The sequence below is a fragment of the Mycobacterium sp. E2699 genome, assembly GCF_001666745.1.
GTDB lineage: Bacteria > Actinomycetota > Actinomycetes > Mycobacteriales > Mycobacteriaceae > Mycobacterium.
This window is the reverse complement of record NZ_LZJH01000008.1, coordinates 1-16474: the sequence shown is the minus strand read 5'-3', so window position 1 is coordinate 16474 and position 16474 is coordinate 1. Positions and strand designations below refer to the sequence as shown.

Here is a 16474-nt window from a genome sequence, read left to right as displayed (position 1 = left end):
CGCGCAGTTGAGCGAGGTAGGCGTCATTGGCGGGATCGGCGGTGGCAGTCGCAGCGCCGGTGGCCAGCGCGACGCCGGATTCGGCAGCGCCGGCAACGTGGGCGGTTCCGGCGGCAGAGGCGGACTGCTGTTCGGCGATGGTGGCGATGGTGGCGACGGCTCCCTGGGACTCGGCGGCGGCGCCGGCGGCAACGCCGGGCTGATCGGAAACGGCGGGGCCGGAGGGACCGGCGGCGGCGTTTTCAGTTCCGTGAACCCCGGAGGACCCGGCGGGACCGGCGGCAGCGGCGGGCTCCTTGCGGGCAACGGCGGTCACGGTGGCACGGGCGGGCAGGCGGTGTTCGGCACTCCGGGAACGGGGGGCGCCGGCGGCAACGCGGTGGGGCTCTTCGGCAACGGCGGCGACGGCGGCGAGGGCGGCGCGGCGGGCACCGGCTCCGGCGGGACCGGTGGTGCCGGCGGCAACGGCGGGATTCTCTTGGGAGCAGCCGGCACCACCGGACCCACCGGGGCGCACCTCTGAATTCTCGGCTCGGTGCTCCGATCGCCGGTCGCCTCCATCGGTCACATGCGTACCGGCGCCGAGCCGACCTCGGTCACCCGCAATTGTCGGCTGCCTGAAGCGAACCGAGGAAGCGATGAACCAGGGCGCGTTCGTCGGCCGGGTCTTTGAGGGGCCAGCTCCACAGCGCCAGGAAGACGCGGATCAGCCACTGCGCGGCCAGCGGGTCGTCCTTGTCCGGACCGAGCATTTCGGCAGCCAAGCGGGTCACGGTGGGTGAGCTGATGACCCAATCGCTGACGGGTGTCGCGTGGATGGACTGCATGACCCGGGCCAGCGGATCCGACCGCAGGCGTTGCAAGGCGACGGTCGTGGCCGCCACCACGCGATCGGGGCCGCTCAGGTCCTTGATCGCTTCCCGGGTGGTGTCCACAATGCGGGCCGCCTGGATGGCGACGACGGCGTCGCGGATGGCCGCTTTGCCCCCGGCGTGCCGGTATATCGTTGCGGGTGAGCAGTGCACCCTGGCCGCCAGGGCCTCGATGGTGAATCCCTCATAGCCCTTGCGCGAGATGAGATCGGCGGCCGCGCCATAAATCCTGTCCGTTGCTTCGCTACGGCGATCACGTCCCACCAACCAGTCGTCGCGCGCCATCTGTGCTCCTTCGCCGTCGCACCTGGTAGAAATACTTCTCGCACCCTGAGAATTTTCACAGTCTTTTTCTCACGCCAATGCAGTGCTGGCGGCGGGTGGGCCCTGTCAACGGATGGTGACGCCGGCCGCGGCCGCCCCTCAACTTCGTCCTGGCCCATTGACGCCGCAGGTGGGCGCACCGAGCCTGAACGTATGCCGGTCTTGGACAAACCGAGCGAGCTCCTAGGCCCCGAGGCGCTGCAGGATCCGTACCCGCTGTACGAGCGCATACGCGCCGAACTGCCGGTGCAGCGCATCGGCGACTCCGTCTTCTATGCGGTATGCGGCTGGGACGCCGTCCACGAGGCCATCGAGCGCGTCGACGACTTCTCGTCAAACCTGACCGCCACCATGGTTTTTCACGAGGACGGCACCGTCACCCCGTTCGACATGGGGCCGGCGGGAGGCGCCGCCCACGCGCTGGCCACCGCCGACGATCCGGTGCACGCGGTGCACCGCAAGATCCTGCTGCCGCACTTGTCGGCCAAGCGGGTGCGGATCATCGAGGACTTCGCCGCCCGCACCGCCGACCGGTTGTGGGAGCAGAACCTGGTCGACGGTCAGATCGAATGGATGAGTGCCATCGCCAACCGGCTCCCGATGATGGTGGTCGCCCGGCTTCTCGGTCTGCCCGACGACGACGTCGACAAACTCATTCGGCTCGGCTATGCCACCACCACATTGCTCGACGGGATCGTCACCCCCGACCAACTCGAGCAGGCGTTCGCGGCGGCACTGGAACTATCGGGGTATGTCACCGAGCATTTCGAAAAGGCTTGTGATACAGGAGAATTCGGCTTGATCGCCGATCTGGCGACGCGCTGCGCGTCGGGTGAACTGGAGCAACTCCCGGCCATGGGCATCATGATGACGCTCTTCAGCGCCGCCGGGGAGTCGACGGCGTCGCTGCTGGGCAGCGCCGCGTGGATTCTCGCCGATCGTCCCGCGATCCAACGCCGGCTCCGTGAAAACCCGAAATTACTAACAGCTTTCATCGAGGAGACATTGCGCCTCGAGTCGCCGTTCCGCGGTCATTATCGACACGTGTGGCGCGACACCACGCTGGCCGGGGTCGATTTGCCCGCCGATTCCCATCTGCTGCTGATGTGGGGCGCGGCCAACCGCGATCCGGCGCACTTCGACTCACCGAACGAATTCCGTCTCGATCGCGCCACCGCCAAGGGCCACCTCGCCTTCGGCAAGGGCGTGCATTTCTGCGTGGGTGCCGCGCTTGCGCGCCTCGAAGCCCACATCGTGTTGCGCAAACTACTGGAGCGCACCACCTGGATCGAGGCGATCGATGTCGGCGAATGGCTGCCGAGCATCCTCGTCCGGCGCCGGAAATGCCTGCGGCTGGCCGTCCGATAACGGTTACGGCCGCGGTTGCACCTCGACGCTGGGCGGCAGGGGCGACGGCTCCTCGCGGCCTTCACGCATCGAGCGCCGAACGATGCTGAACGCGACGGCGCCGCCGGCCACCACCACGACGGCCGCCCCGGCGATCAGCCACGGCCTGGGACGCCGGCGCTGGGCCAGGCGCGCGTCCTGCAGCGCCTGCGGCAGCCCGGCGACCACCTCTTGCGCGGCGGCCAGCTCTTGCGTGAGCGTCTCTTGGGCGGCGGCGAGTTCGCGGGCGAGCCGCCCCTCCCGGTAACGGCGCCGGAGCGCGGAGGCGGTCGATTGTGCGCCGTTGACGCTGAGCCCGATGACTCCGCGGGTGACATCGACCGGTCCCACCGCCGAGTAGGTAAGGCCCCGGGCCAGTCGCTCGCGTGGGGTTAACCGGGTTTCCGCCTTCGCCCTCATCTGCCGCCCTTCTGTGCCGCCTGCCCGATGCCCCATCAGACTGCCATCAATCGATCACCGACGGGCACATTGTGCGTGGGCGGGTTTCGGTACCGGCTGCGGGCCCGCCCGCCCGCAATGGCAGACTCTAACGCCGTGACTAACAGCCCCATTCAGACCGCCACCGCAACGCTGCACACCAACCGTGGAGACATCAAGGTCGCGCTCTTCGGAAACCACGCGCCAAAGACCGTCGCCAACTTCGTCGGCCTGGCGCAGGGCACCAAGGAGTACTCGACCCAGAACGCATCGGGCGGCCCCTCCGGCCCGTTCTACGACGGCGCGGTATTTCACCGGGTGATCAAGGGCTTCATGATCCAGGGCGGCGATCCGACCGGCACGGGCCGTGGCGGCCCGGGCTACAAGTTCGCTGACGAGTTCCACCCCGAGTTGCAGTTCGACAAGCCCTACCTGCTGGCGATGGCGAACGCCGGGCCGGGCACCAACGGCTCCCAATTCTTCATCACGGTGACCCAGACGCCGCACCTGAACCGGCGCCACACGATCTTCGGCGAAGTGACCGATCCGGATTCGCAGAAGGTCGTCGACGCCATCGCGACGACGGCCACCGACGGCAACGACCGTCCCACCGAGCCGGTCGTCATCGAGTCGATCACCATCACCTGAACCGACCGCCGGTCAGCGCGGGTTGCCGCCCGCGTAGCCGGCGTCGGTGAGCGCGTCGAGCACCTCGAGCGGGTTCGTTCCGAGGTCCCAACGCGAGAGGACCACCAACCCGCCGTCGGTCGTTTCGACCTCGAGCAGCCGAACCGTTCGCGCGTGGCGGCGGAACTCGGTGATCCGGATGATCTTGATGTCGGAGCGCCGTAATACCTGCGTCCGGAACCAGCCCTTCAACACCAGGCCGTCGGGACCAATTGCCAGCTTGGGGCGCGCGCGCCACGTCATGCCCGCAAACAAGATCAGGCCGGCCGCGGCAATCCCCGCCAAAATGCGGCCGGGCGGATCTGTGACTATGGTCACACTCGCGATAGCCATCAAAACACCGACGACCCCACAACCAGCGACTCCGGTCGCAGACGGCGACCATTCTGTTTGCTGCACGGGCTGGCTAACCCCTCCCACCACTGGCTATGCGGTTATCCACAAGCGCTATCAACAGTGGGGATAAATCACACGCGTGTGATTGGGTGGTCGCATGGTTGCTGAACCAGTTACAGACGGACCGCAAGTTGAATTCATTACCCTCGCGGTCGCGGTCAGTGCCAGCGCATCGTGAGCAACAGTCCGGTGATCATGAAAGCGAACGCGATGGCGTAGTTCCACGGACCGAGTTGCGCCATCCAATTAAGGGCGGCCGGCGCCTGGCTTCCGACCGCGGCCAATTGGAACACCATCAACCACACCAGCCCGATCAACATGAGGCCGACAAACAGGCAGACGAACCACACGCTGGACGGTCCGACCTTCACTTTCACCGGCGTGCGGCTGACCGCGCTGACGGTGAAATCGTTCTTCTTGCGGACCTTCGACTTGGGCATTTGTGTACCTCGGTATTACCTGAACAACACGTTGAACGGGACGGGGTGCGACGATAGCGATTGGCAGCTGTACGGATAGCTCGGCTACGAGACTAACTCACCTGGGGCCATGACCAGGAAATGGAGAGTCGATGATTGACCGGCGTCGCTCACCGTGGCGCTTCGGCGTTCCATTGGTGTGCCTGCTGGCCGGGTTGCTGCTGGCCGCCACCCACGGCGTCTCCGGTGGCGCCGAGATCCGCCGCAGCGACGCCCCGCGCCTGGTCGACCTGGTCCGGGAGGCGCAGTCGTCGGTGGCCCGCCTCAGCGCCGAGCGCGATGCACTGACCAACAAGATCGATTCGGCGCACGGCCGGTCTTCGGACGCCGCGCTCGCGGCGATGCTGCGCCGCGCCGCCGAGCTGGCGGCCGAGGCGGGTATGGACCCGGTGCACGGGCCGGGGCTGGTGGTGACGCTGCAGGACGCGCAGCGCGACGCCAACGGCCGCTTCCCCCGCGACGCCTCGCCCGACGACCTCGTCGTGCACCAGCAGGACATCCAGGCGGTGCTCAACGCGCTGTGGAGCGCCGGCGCCGAGGCGATCCAGATGCAGGACCAGCGGATCATCGCCACCTCGGTGCCCCGTTGCGTCGGGAACACGCTGCTGCTGAACGGGCGCACCTACAGCCCGCCGTACACCATCACCGCGATCGGCAATGCTGCGGCCATGCAGGCGGCCCTGGCGGCCGCGCCCCTCGTCATCCTCTACAAGCAGTACGTCGTCCGCTTCGGTCTCGGCTACCACGAAGAGGTCAAGCCGGACGTGCAGGTCGCCGGGCACTCCGAACCGGTCCGCACGCACTTCGCGCAGCCGGCGGGCCCGGTGGGGTACTGAGCCGGACGGTACCCTGACACGATGCGGATCCTGGTTGTCGACAACTACGACAGCTTCGTGTTCAACCTGGTCCAGTACCTGGGCCAGCTGGGCGTGGAGGCCGAGGTGTGGCGCAACGACGACGCCCGGCTCTCCGACGAGAACGCCGTCGCCGCCCAGTTCGGCGGCGTCCTGCTGAGCCCGGGTCCCGGCACCCCGGAACGCGCGGGTGCCTCGATCGCGTTGGTGCGGGCCTGCGCGGCGCTGCGCACCCCGATGCTGGGGGTGTGCCTGGGACACCAGGCGATCGGCGTGGCGTTCGGCGCCACCGTGGACCGCGCGCCGGAGTTGCTGCACGGCAAGACCAGCAGCGTCTTCCACACCAATGTCGGTGTGCTGCAAGGGCTTCCGGACCCGTTCACGGCAACCCGATACCACTCGCTGACGATCCTGCCGGAGTCGCTGCCGGCGGCGCTGGAAGTCACGGCCCGCACCCGCAGCGGCGTCATCATGGGCGTCCGGCACACCGAATTGCCGATCCACGGTGTCCAGTTCCACCCGGAGTCGATCCTGACCGAGGGCGGGCACCGGATGCTGGCGAACTGGTTGTCCTACTGCGGCTGGACGCGTGACGATACGCTGGTGCGCCGGCTGGAGAACGAGGTCCGCGCGGCCGTCCGGCCGCATTTCCCGGAGGACGCGGCGGCTACTGGCCGAACTTCAGCGTGATGATCCCGTCCCGGTTGCAACCGGCGCCGGCGGGCGGGTTCTGGTAGACCACCCGGTGCGACTGGGCACCGCCGGCGTCGACGTCGGGCCCCTTGTCGAGCACCCCGGTCCACCCCAGCGCCCGCAGCCGCGGTTCGGCGTCGGTCCAGAACATCCCGGTCAGGTCGGGCATCAGGAACTGATTGCCCTTGGACACCTGGATCTCGATCACGGAGTCGACCGGAACGGTTTGGCCCTTGGGCGGATTCGTGCCGATCACCTCGCCGGCCGGCCGCGTGCTGTCCACCGGCGTCTGGCTGAACTTGGTGAACCCGTAGACCGTCAGGTTCTTCTGCGCGACGTCGACGGTCTGGCCCGCGACGTCGGGCACCTGCCTGGTCTCCGGCCCGGATCCGACGATGACGGTGATCACGTTGGTGATCGCCGACGTCTGATTGGCCGGCGGGTTGGTTCCGATGACCTTGCCCAGCAGCTCCGGGCTGGACGGCGAGTTCGCCTGCTTGAACTTGCTGAATCCGGCGGCCTTGAGCTTGCTGACCGCGTCGGTGTAGGTCAGCGAGGAGACGTCGGGCACTTCGCGTTGCTCCGGTCCGGTGGAGACGTTGATGGTGATCTCGTCGCCGGCGCTCACCGACGCGTTGGCGCCCGGGTCGGTGCTGATCACGTGATCGGGCGGAACCGACGAGTCCGGCTTCTGCAGGGTCCGCGTCTTGAAGCCCCGGTTCTGCAGCGCGGCGATGGCGTCGGCGGACACCTGGCCGCGCATGTCGGGCACCTGAACGTCGCGGGTGGTGCCGCCGAAGGTGTTGAAGGCGATGACGACGACGATCGTCAGCACCGCCAGCGCGGCGACAGCGACCACCCAGCGGCCGATGGATCCGCCGGGGCGATCGCGGTCGGTGTCGTCGAGCGCCTGGCGCGGCAGCGGGTCGGTGCGCGGGCCGTGGCCCGTCGCGGAAGAAAGAAACGAGCTGCGCTCGGCGTCGGTGAGCACCTTCGGCGCCTCGGGCGTTTCACCGTTGTGCACCCGCACCAGATCCGCGCGCATCTCCGCCGCCGTCTGGTATCGGTTCTCCGGATTCTTGGCCAGCGCCTTGAGCACGACGGCGTCGAGGTCGGCGGAGATCCCCTCGTGCCGCTTCGACGGTGGGACCGGGTCCTCACGCACGTGCTGATAGGCGACCGCGACGGGCGAGTCACCGGTGAAAGGCGGTTCGCCCGTGAGGATTTCGTACAGGACGCAACCCAACGAGTACACGTCGGACCGGGCGTCGACGGAATCACCGCGCGCCTGTTCGGGTGACAGGTACTGGGCGGTCCCGATCACGGCCGCAGTCTGGGTGACGCTGTTGCCGCTGTCGGCGATCGCGCGCGCGATGCCGAAGTCCATCACCTTCACCGCGTTGGTGGAGCTGATCATGATGTTGGCCGGCTTGACGTCTCGATGGATGATGCCGTTCTGGTGGCTGAAGTTCAGCGCCTGGCAGGCGTCGGCGATGATCTCGATCGCGCGCCGGGGCGGGAGCGGCCCGTCGGTGTGCACGATGTCGCGCAGCGTGACGCCGTCGACGTACTCCATGACGATGTAGGGCAGCGGGCCGGTCGGCGTATCCGCCTCGCCGGTGTCGTACACCGCGACGATCGACGGGTGATTCAGCGCGGCGGCGTTTTGCGCCTCGCGGCGGAAGCGCAGATAAAAGCTGGGATCCCGGGCCAGGTCGGCGCGCAGCACCTTGACCGCGACGTCGCGGTGCAAACGGACGTCGCGGGCCAGATGAACCTCGGACATGCCCCCGAAACCGAGGATCTCACCGAGTTCGTAGCGGTCGGACAGGTGCTGCGGGGTTGTCATCGAGGCGTTCCAAGTCGGGCCGGCGATGCGCTGAGCGGGGAGGGGGTAGCCCAGCCATTTTCGTGCGGCCTAATCCGAAGTCCAGAATTACCTATGCTTCCGCGATCCGTCCAATTGAGGCGCAGGCGCGGCGCGGCCCCGCTGGGGGTCTTGCTCGCCGGGGGCGGCGCCGTCGCCGGCGGGGTCCCGGTGTCGGTGACGGTCGGGGGCTGTTGCTGCTGGTCGGCGCGAGAATTGATGACGATGATCACCGCGATGAGGATCGCCAGCGCCCCGAGCACCCCCGCGGCCCACAGCAGGGCGCGCTGGCCCGACGAGAAGGTGCGCCTGGCCGGGGGCCGCGACCGGCCGGTGGAGGGTCCGGACCGACGGGCCGGGACGCTGCGGCCGGGTGCGACGGCCGCCCTGGTGTGCGGGCTGGACGGAATGGCCGCGGGCGAGGCGCGCCCGGGTGGCGGTGACTGGCTCGGCCGGGGGGGCCGGCGCCCGGCGCGCACCGCGGCGACGGCGTCGGCGAACGGTCCCCCGCTGCGGTAGCGCATCTGGGGATTTTTGACCAGCGTGATCTCGATGAGCTCGCGCACGTTGGGCGGCAACTCCGCGGGCAACGGCGGCGGCGGCTCCTTGATGTGTTTCATCGCCACCGTCAACGCGCCGTCGCCGCTGAACGGGCGCTTGCCCGAAACCACTTCGTAGCCAACGACTCCCAGCGAGTAGACGTCGCTGGCCGGGGTCGCGTCGTGACCCAGCGCCTGCTCGGGGGCGATGTATTGGGCGGTGCCCATCACCATCCCGGTCTGGGTCACCGGGGCGGCGTCGACTGCCTTGGCGATACCGAAGTCGGTGATCTTCACCTGGCCGGTCGGGGTGATCAGGATGTTGCCCGGCTTGACGTCGCGGTGCACCAGGCCCGCGGCATGCGCGACCTGAAGCGCCCGGCCGGTCTGCTCGAGCATGTCCAGTGCGTGTCGCAGCGAGAGCCGTCCGGTGCGCTTGAGCACCGAATTCAACGGTTCGCCGTTGACCAGCTCCATCACCAGGTAAGCGGTGCGTCCCTCGCCGTCCAGCTGGCTCTCGCCGTAGTCGTGGACCTGCGCGATCCCGGGATGGTTCAGCATCGCGGTGGTGCGCGCCTCGGCGCGGAACCGCTCGATGAACTCGGGGTCCTGGGAGAACTCCTGTTTCAGCACCTTGACCGCGACGCGCCGACCCAGGCGGCTGTCCACGGCTTCCCACACCTGGCCCATGCCACCGGTGGCGATCAGGCGCTGCAGGCGGTATCTGCCTGACAGCGTCACACCAACTCGCGGGCTCATGGTCCTCCCTGTAGCGCGGCCTCGATCACCGCCCGTCCGATCGGCGCGGCGAGCGCGCCCCCCGTCGCGGACAGTCGGTCGGCGCCGTTTTCCACCAGCACCGCCACGGCAACCTTCGGCGCCTGCGCGGGCGCGAACGCGATGTACCACGCGTGCGGCGGGGTGTTGCGCGGGTCGGTGCCATGCTCTGCGGTACCCGTCTTTGATGCAATCTGCACGCCGGGAATCGCCCCTTTCTGCTGCGCGACCTTCTCGGCGCCGACCATCAGCTCTGTTAGCTTAGCGGCGACCTGCGGTGACACCGCGCGGCGCTGTTGGTAGGGCGCGGTGGTGCTGATGTTGGAAAGGTCCGGTCCCTTGAGGCTATCGATCAGGTAGGGCTGCATCGTCACCCCGGCGTTCGCGATGGTCGCGGCGATCTCGGCGTTCTCCAGGGGCGTCAGCGCGACGTCCTTCTGGCCGATGCTCGACATGCCGAGCGCGGCGGCGTCCGGGATGATCCCGACGGTCGATTCGGCGACCTGCAACGGAATGACGCTGGGGGTGCTGTCCAGCCCGAACGACCGCGCCATGCTGCGCAGCGCGTCGGCCCCGGTGAGGATGCCCAGCTGAACGAACGCCGTGTTACAGGACAGGGCGAACGCCTGGCTCAGGGACACCGTCGGCTCGCTGCCGCACGGCTGCCCGCCGTAGTTCTCCAGGGTGGCGGTGCTGTTGGGCAGCGGAATCGTGGCCGCCGCGGTCAACTGCTCGGTTTCGGTCGCGCCGGCCTGCAGCGCCGCCGCGGTGGTGACCACCTTGAAGGTGGAGCCCGGCGGATAGGTCTCGGAGATGGCGCGGTTGGTCAGCGGGTTATCGGGGTCGTCGCGGAGCCGCTGCCAGGCCTGGGCTTGCACGTCCGCATCGTGCGACGCCAGCTGGTTGGGGTCGTAGGACGGCGACGACACCATGGCCAGGATCTTGCCGGTGGACGGCTCCAGCGCGACGACGGCTCCCTTGCACGGCGGCCCGCCGCAGCCCTGCTGCATCGCGTCCCACCCCGCCTGCTGAACCCGCGGGATGAGCGTGGTGTCGACGTTGCCGCCGCGCGGATCGCGACCGGTGAAGAAGTCGGCCAGTCGGCGCCCGAACAGGCGCTCGTCGGATCCGTTCAGGACCGGGTCCTCGGCCCGTTCCAGCCCCGTGCTCGAATAACGCAGCGAGTAGAAGCCGGTAACCGGCGCGTACACCGCCGGATTGGGGTAGACCCGCAGGAACCGGAAGCGGCTGTCGGTCGCCACGGAGTACGCCAGCAGCTGGCCGCCGGCGACGATCTGACCGCGCTGGCGCGAATACTCGTCGAGCAGCACCCGCTGGTTGCGCGGGTCGGCGCGCAGCCCGTCCGCGGCGAAGACCTGCGTCATCGTGGCGTTGAGCAGCAGCAGCACCACCAACGCCATCACGGTCACCGAGATCCGGCGAAGAGAGGTGTTCATACCCGCTCGATCACCTCGGTGCTGGCCGCCGCGATCGGCGACGGGTTACGGGCGCGGGTGCGCAACGGGCGCCGGGCGCTGTGCGAGATGCGCGCCAGGATCGCCAACAGGATGTAGTTGGCCAGCAGCGACGACCCGCCGTAGGACATCCATGGTGTGGTCAGCCCCGTCAGGGGGATCAGGCGCGTCACGCCGCCGACGACGATGAACAGCTGCAGGGCCAGCGTCGACGCGAGCCCCGCGGCCAGCAGCTTGCCGAAGCTTTCCCGCGTCGCGATCGCCGTGCGCAGGCCGCGCACGATGACGATCGTGTACAGCATCAGAATCGCCGCCAGGCCCACCAGTCCGAGTTCCTCACCGAACGCGGCGATGATGAAATCGGTGGACGCCGCCGGTACGGTGTCGGGCTGACCGTTGCCGAGGCCAGTGCCGAAAATTCCACCGGTGGCGAAGCTGAACATTGACTGCACGAGCTGGTAGCCGCTGCCGTCGGGGTCGGAGAACGGGTCCCACCACATCTGCACCCGGACGCGGACGTGGTCGAAAAGGAAGTACGCCGCAACGCTTCCTGCGACGAACAGCACCAGGCCGATGACGACCCAGCTGAACCGTTGGGTGGCGAGGTAGAGCACCACCAGAAACGACGCGTACAGCAAAAGCGAAGTGCCGAGGTCCTTTTCGAGGACCATCACGCCCACCGAGATCACCCACGCCGCCAACAGCGGCGCGAGGTCGCGGGGGCGCGGCAGGGTCATGCCCATGAAATGCTTTCCGACACTGGTGAACAGGCCGCGCTTGGCGATCAGCACCGCCGAGAAGAAGATCAGCAGCAGGATTTTGGAGAACTCCGCCGGCTGAATTGAGAAGCCGGGGAAGCGAATCCAGATCTTTGCGCCGTTCTGCTCGGACATGGATGCCGGCAGCACCGCCGGAATCGCCAGGAAAATCAGGCCGGCGATCCCGCAGATGTAGCCGTAGCGGGCCAATTGCCGGTGGTCCCTGAGAAAGGTGACCACCAAGGCGAACGCGGCAACCCCGACCACGGTCCACAGCATCTGCTGGGTTGCGCTGGGATGATGCCGGCCGCTCGACTCGTTGTTGACGAGATCGAGTCGGTGGATCATCACCAGACCAAGCCCGTTGAGCAGGGCCACAATTGGCAGCAGCAGCGGGTCGGTGTAGGGGGCGAAGCGCCTGATCGCCAAGTGCGCGCTGCCGAACATGATAAGGAAGACCAGCCCGTAGCTGACCAAGTTCCAGCGGAGGCCGCGGTCCTGGTTCGCCTGCACGATGAGCAACGCCGCGACGGTGATCAGTGCGGCGAAGCACAACAACAACAGTTCGGCGTTGCGCCGAGTAGGCAGCGGAGGGGTGACTGCGACCGGCGGCTGGAGTTGTGTGGTCATGCCACCGCCCGGCAGTCGATGCCCGGCTTAGGTGGGGGTGGCGGGAGCGCAGTCACCGTCTGGGTGGAGGTGGGCGACGTGGTCGCCGGCGCGGGTGGCGCGGTGCTTGCGGGGGTGCTGGTCGGACCGGGGGTGGTGGACGGGGTGGCGCTGGAAGACGTCGGGGGCGCACTGACATTCGGCTCGGTGGTCCCGGGCGGGGAGGTGGCGCGCGGCGGTGGACAGGGCGGCAACAGGGAATTGGCCGACAGTTCGCGCAGCTGCCCGATGGCGTCGTCGAGGGTGCCGGCCGGGAGCCCGGCCTGCACCTGTGCGCGTTCGGGAGGGCGCAGGTCTTGCAGTTGCATCAGGCGGCAGTCGAGGTGACCGCCGCTTTGGCTGGAACTGATCAGGGACAGCTCGTTGCGCGCGTTGAGGCAGCCGATCAGATACGGCTCGTGCAGGGACATCCCGAGCAGCGACCCCTGGATCCCCCGCAGGATCGACACCAGGCCGTTGTATTCCGCGACGTAGTAGTTGCTGCGGATGATCGCCCGGCCGATGCCCAGACCGGCGAGCACCAGCAATACGACCAGCGTGACCACGATCGCCATTCGCCGCCGCGACCATCGCGACCGACGCGGTGTTTCCTCTTGTGCCGGAACGCGTTTGGCGACCTCGTCGCGGGGCCTGATGGCCGAGGCGCGGCCGGCCGAGGTGTTGGGCAGGGTCAGCTGGTCGTCCTCGCCCGACACCGCGCCGGCCAGAATCGGCTGCGTCTGGCCGTAGTCGTAGTCGACGACGTCGGCGACCACGACGGTCACGTTGTCCGGACCGCCGCCGCGCAGCGCCAATTCGATGAGGCGGTAAGCGCTCTCGGCCACGTCGGGGATCTGCAGCGCCTCGAGGATGGTTTCGTCGCTGACGGGGTCGGACAGGCCGTCGGAGCAGAGCAGGTAGCGGTCGCCGGCCCGCGCCTCGCGCATGGTCAGGGTGGGCTCGACCTCGTGGCCCGTCAGCGCCCGCATGATCAGCGACCGCTGCGGGTGGCTGTGCGCCTCTTCCCGCGTGATGCGCCCTTCGTCCACCAGGGTTTGGACGAACGTGTCGTCCTTCGTGATCTGGGTGAGCTCGCCGTCGCGCAGCAGGTACCCACGCGAGTCACCGATGTGTACCAGCCCAATCCTGTTGCCGTCGAACAGGATTGCGGTAAGCGTGGTGCCCATGCCCTCGAGGTCGGGCTCCATCTCGACCTGCGCGGCTATCGCCGCGTTGCCGGCGCGGACGGCCGAGTCGAGCTTGGCGAGCAAGTCGCCGCCGGGCTCGTCGTCGTCAAGATGGGCGAGCGCGGCGATCACCAACTGGGAGGCCACCTCCCCGGCCGCGTGACCGCCCATGCCGTCGGCCAGGGCCAGCAGCCGCGCGCCCGCATAAACCGAGTCTTCGTTGTTGGCGCGTACCAGACCGCGATCGCTGCGGGCGGCATATCGCAGGACCAGGGTCACGGGCGCAACTCTCCCCCGCAAGCGGGTGGGGTCCGCGCGGACCCGGCTGCGCCGGCATCATCGTCGTATGCGCCGGCTATTGCGCCGCTCCTCCTCGCCCGCTGCGCGGTCGCATCGTCGTCGGCGCGGATCACGGGCGCAGCTCGATCGCCGTTTTGCCGATTCGAATCGGCGTTCCGATGGGAACCCGTACCGCAGTCGTCACCTTCGCCCTGTCAAGGTAAGTGCCGTTGGTCGATCCTAGATCCTCGACGTACCATTCCGAGCCGCGCTGGGACAGCCGGGCGTGCCGTGTCGAGGCGTAGTCGTCGGTGAGCACCAGGGTCGAGTCGTCGGCGCGTCCGATCAGCACCGGTTGCCCGCTGAGCGTGATGCGGGCGCCGGTGAGCGCGCCCTCGGTCACCACGAGATAGCGTGCCGCGTGGCGACGCTGGCGCGAGGGCAGCAGCGTGCCGCGCAGCGCCAGGCCGCGCCGCACCATGACGGCCCCGGTGGGCGCGTAGATATCGGTCCGCAGGATCCGCAACACGGACCAGATGAATACCCATAACAACATCAAAAATCCGGCACGCGTCAGCTGCAGTACCAGTCCCTGCATCTGGCGTCCTTTCCGTCCTGGCGCCGCGCCCCTCGTCGCGCCCGTGACACCGAGCACATCAGCAACGTCACGATACTTAAACGGTCGTCGACGCGGGGCGAAGCACGGCAGCTTCGAGCCCGTGCGTCTAGTGGATGCGGACGATGATCTCCGAGTGGCCCAGACGGATCACGTCGCCGTCGGCCAACTGCCACTCCTGTACCGGCGCGTTGTTCACGGTCGTGCCGTTGGTGGAGTTGAGGTCGGAAAGGAGCGCGACCTGCCCGTCCCAGCGGATTTCCAGATGACGGCGGGAAACGCCGGTGTCGGGCAAACGGAATTGGGCGTCCTGGCCGCGGCCGATGATGTTGGCCCCTTCGCGTAACTGGTAGGTCCGGCCGCTGCCGTCGTCGAGCTGCAGGGTCACCGTCGTTCCCGCGGCGCCGTAGCCGCCCTGGCCGTAACCGCCGTAGCCGCCGCCCGGCTGCTGGCCGTAATCAGCCGGCTGGCCGTAGTCGGCGGGCTGGCCGTATTCCGCGGGCGGGCTGTACTGGTAGTCGGGGTGGGCGGTGTCGGCATACCCGCCGCCTTGGGGGGCGTATCCGCCGCCCGGAACGCTTTCGGCGTACTGGGTGTAGTCACCCGGGCCGTACTCCTGCTGGCCGTATCCCCCGCCCTGCTGGTAGCCCTGGTCGTATCCGCCGCCCTGGTCCGGGTAGGCCGGCCGGTGTTGCTCGGGCGCGCCCTGCGGGGCCGGCGGGGCATATCCGCTTTCCTCTTGGCGCGCCGGCCCGCGACCGTAGTCGCCGTAGCCGTAGCCCTGTTGGGTGGCGGGCTGACCGCCGGGCGGGCCGTAGCCGCCACCCTGGCGGTAGCCCTGGTCGTAGCCTTGGCCGCCGTAGCCGCCCGGGGCCGGGGGGCGTTGCTCGTAGGACGGCGGGTAACCACCCTGCCCCTGGTCGGGGTAGCCGCCGGGCGCCTGGTATCCGCGCTGGTCATAGCCGCCCTGGTCGGGGTAGCCGCCGCGCTGGCCCTGGTAGCCGCCCTGCTCGGGATAACCGCCTTGCTCGGGGTAGCCGCCGCGCTGTTCCTGGTAGCCGCCCTGCTCGGGGTAACCGCCCTGCTCGGGGTAGCCGCCCTGTTGCGGGTAGGCGCCCTGCTCCGGCTGACGCGGCGGCGGGTAGCCGCCGGGGGGCGCGTAGCCCTGCTCGGGCGGGTAGCCACCGCGGGGCTCCGGTCCGCCCTGCGGCTCCGGTGCGCGCGGCTCCTCTTGCGGGCGTCCGTAACGGTCGTCGTAGTACTCGTCGCCGGGCCGGCCCTGCCCCTGACCCCCGTGGTAGCTCGAATTGTCAGTCATTGCTGCTACTCCTCGTTCTGCGCCGAACGCGTGATCTGATTGTGGCCGGAGGGGGTGGATGACGGTCGGGCGGGGCTCGACATCGGGGTTGACAGCACCGCGGGCGCGGTACTGACCGGTATGCAGGCTCGACGACTGCTCGAACCGGACGACCACATCACCATACGTTTGCCACCCCTGTTCATAGATATAGTCGGCCAGGTACCTCGCGAAAGCGTTCGACGTGAGATCCGTGTCGGCTCCCACCTTCGCAAAGTCGTGCATACCGAGGGTAATGATGTATTCGTTGGGGGCCAAAAGCCGATCGCCGTGCAGCGTCTGTACCCCGCCCTCGGCTTCCCTGCGCAATAGACCTTCAACCTCTTGCGGCACGATCGATCCGCCGAACAGTCGGGCGAACGCGTTGTCGACCGTGGCCTCGAGCTTGCGCTCGATGCGCTGAACGAGCCCCTTTTGGCTACTCATGCGTCAGCGCTCGCCCGCAGCTGCCGTGGTGTGTCGCGGGCGCGAGGCAAACGGACCGCCCGCGTGTTGGGTCACTCCAGCATGGTATCGGGACACCGCGATGCGGCGGCACCTCGGGAACTCTGAGAATCGCATCCGTGCAGCTCAGGACGCCGCGGCGGCGGTCGCGGGCGGCGCGACCGGGCGGCCGGTCCCGCCAAGGCGATTGGGGCGGACGGCCATTAGAGTGATATGGTCCATCGGTTGTTTTTCCGGGCGAGTGGCGGAATGGCAGACGCGCTGGCTTCAGGTGCCAGTGTCCTTCGGGACGTGGGGGTTCAAGTCCCCCTTCGCCCACTGTGTGATGTCGCGAGACATCGAGGACAGATGTCTCGCGACATAGTGAACACCCTCAGTTGTTGGCTGGGGGTGTTTTG

General features: G+C 68.4%; 15 protein-coding genes, 1 tRNA gene and 1 pseudogene. 6 read left to right on the top strand and 11 right to left on the bottom strand.

Annotated elements, in window-relative coordinates; translation table 11 throughout:
- Positions 1-523 (top strand): annotated as a pseudogene (locus A5696_RS28145) (PE family protein); the annotation flags it as partial.
- Between the two features lie 73 nt (positions 524-596).
- Here the strand turns inward: A5696_RS28145 and A5696_RS00405 are convergent.
- Positions 597-1157: a TetR/AcrR family transcriptional regulator gene (locus A5696_RS00405; protein ID WP_067871678.1), complete on the bottom strand. Its 561-nt coding sequence runs from the start codon at positions 1155-1157 to the stop codon at positions 597-599.
- A 192-nt stretch (positions 1158-1349) separates the two neighbouring features.
- On the opposite strand from A5696_RS00405, the gene A5696_RS00400 reads away from it, so the two are divergent.
- Entirely contained in the window at positions 1350-2564 is a 1215-nt protein-coding gene (locus A5696_RS00400) for a cytochrome P450 (RefSeq protein ID WP_067871676.1), read from the top strand.
- 3 nt (positions 2565-2567) lie between these two features.
- On the opposite strand, the gene cwsA is transcribed toward A5696_RS00400, so the two are convergent.
- Positions 2568-3002 (bottom strand): cell wall synthesis protein CwsA, encoded by a 435-nt coding sequence (cwsA, locus tag A5696_RS00395; RefSeq protein ID WP_067871673.1) that lies wholly within the window; start codon positions 3000-3002, stop codon positions 2568-2570.
- 117 nt (positions 3003-3119) lie between these two features.
- Between cwsA and A5696_RS00390 the strand changes: the two genes are divergently transcribed.
- Entirely contained in the window at positions 3120-3668 is a 549-nt protein-coding gene (locus A5696_RS00390; protein ID WP_067871684.1) for a peptidylprolyl isomerase, read from the top strand.
- Between the two features lie 12 nt (positions 3669-3680).
- Here A5696_RS00390 and A5696_RS00385 read toward each other — a convergent pair whose 3' ends face one another.
- Both A5696_RS00385 and crgA read right to left on the bottom strand, forming a co-directional pair.
- Complete coding sequence (locus A5696_RS00385) at positions 3681-4106, bottom strand: PH domain-containing protein (RefSeq protein ID WP_067871670.1); 426 nt, start codon at positions 4104-4106, stop codon at positions 3681-3683.
- Between the two features lie 155 nt (positions 4107-4261).
- The gene (gene crgA / locus A5696_RS00380; RefSeq protein WP_066917062.1) at positions 4262-4543 is read right to left on the bottom strand and encodes a cell division protein CrgA; all 282 of its coding nucleotides are present in this window, start codon (positions 4541-4543) and stop codon (positions 4262-4264) included.
- Between the two features lie 131 nt (positions 4544-4674).
- Between crgA and A5696_RS00375 the strand changes: the two genes are divergently transcribed.
- Entirely contained in the window at positions 4675-5418 is a 744-nt protein-coding gene (locus A5696_RS00375; protein ID WP_067871667.1) for a DUF881 domain-containing protein, read from the top strand.
- 21 nt (positions 5419-5439) lie between these two features.
- A complete protein-coding gene (locus tag A5696_RS00370) occupies positions 5440-6126 on the top strand; it encodes an aminodeoxychorismate/anthranilate synthase component II (RefSeq protein ID WP_067871664.1) in 687 nt (228 codons plus the stop codon).
- On the opposite strand, the gene pknB is transcribed toward A5696_RS00370, so the two are convergent.
- From pknB to A5696_RS00335, 7 genes are all read right to left on the bottom strand, one after another.
- Entirely contained in the window at positions 6104-7978 is a 1875-nt protein-coding gene (gene pknB / locus A5696_RS00365) for a Stk1 family PASTA domain-containing Ser/Thr kinase (RefSeq protein WP_067871661.1), read from the bottom strand. The genes A5696_RS00370 and pknB overlap by 23 nt on opposite strands.
- A complete protein-coding gene (locus A5696_RS00360) occupies positions 7975-9294 on the bottom strand; it encodes a serine/threonine-protein kinase (protein WP_067871657.1) in 1320 nt (439 codons plus the stop codon). Before A5696_RS00360 ends, pknB begins: the two co-directional genes overlap by 4 nt.
- Positions 9291-10769, bottom strand: a complete 1479-nt coding sequence (pbpA, locus tag A5696_RS00355) for a D,D-transpeptidase PbpA (protein ID WP_067871654.1) — start codon at positions 10767-10769, stop codon at positions 9291-9293. The genes A5696_RS00360 and pbpA overlap by 4 nt, the downstream gene beginning before the upstream one ends.
- Positions 10766-12175 carry an FtsW/RodA/SpoVE family cell cycle protein gene (locus tag A5696_RS00350; RefSeq protein WP_067871649.1) on the bottom strand — a complete coding sequence of 470 codons (1410 nt, stop codon included), beginning with the start codon at positions 12173-12175 and terminating at the stop codon, positions 10766-10768. The genes pbpA and A5696_RS00350 overlap by 4 nt, the downstream gene beginning before the upstream one ends.
- A complete protein-coding gene (locus A5696_RS00345; RefSeq protein ID WP_067871645.1) occupies positions 12172-13659 on the bottom strand; it encodes a PP2C family serine/threonine-protein phosphatase in 1488 nt (495 codons plus the stop codon). Before A5696_RS00345 ends, A5696_RS00350 begins: the two co-directional genes overlap by 4 nt.
- 130 nt (positions 13660-13789) lie before the next feature.
- Positions 13790-14257: an FHA domain-containing protein gene (locus A5696_RS00340; protein WP_066917067.1), complete on the bottom strand. Its 468-nt coding sequence runs from the start codon at positions 14255-14257 to the stop codon at positions 13790-13792.
- Positions 14258-14384: 127 nt separating this feature from the next.
- Positions 14385-16058, bottom strand: coding sequence for a DUF3662 and FHA domain-containing protein (locus A5696_RS00335; protein WP_067871642.1), 1674 nt, complete (start codon positions 16056-16058; stop codon positions 14385-14387).
- Positions 16059-16311: 253 nt separating this feature from the next.
- Here A5696_RS00335 and A5696_RS00330 point away from each other — a divergent pair.
- Positions 16312-16394: transfer RNA gene (locus tag A5696_RS00330), tRNA-Leu, on the top strand.
- Positions 16395-16474 lie beyond the last annotated feature (80 nt).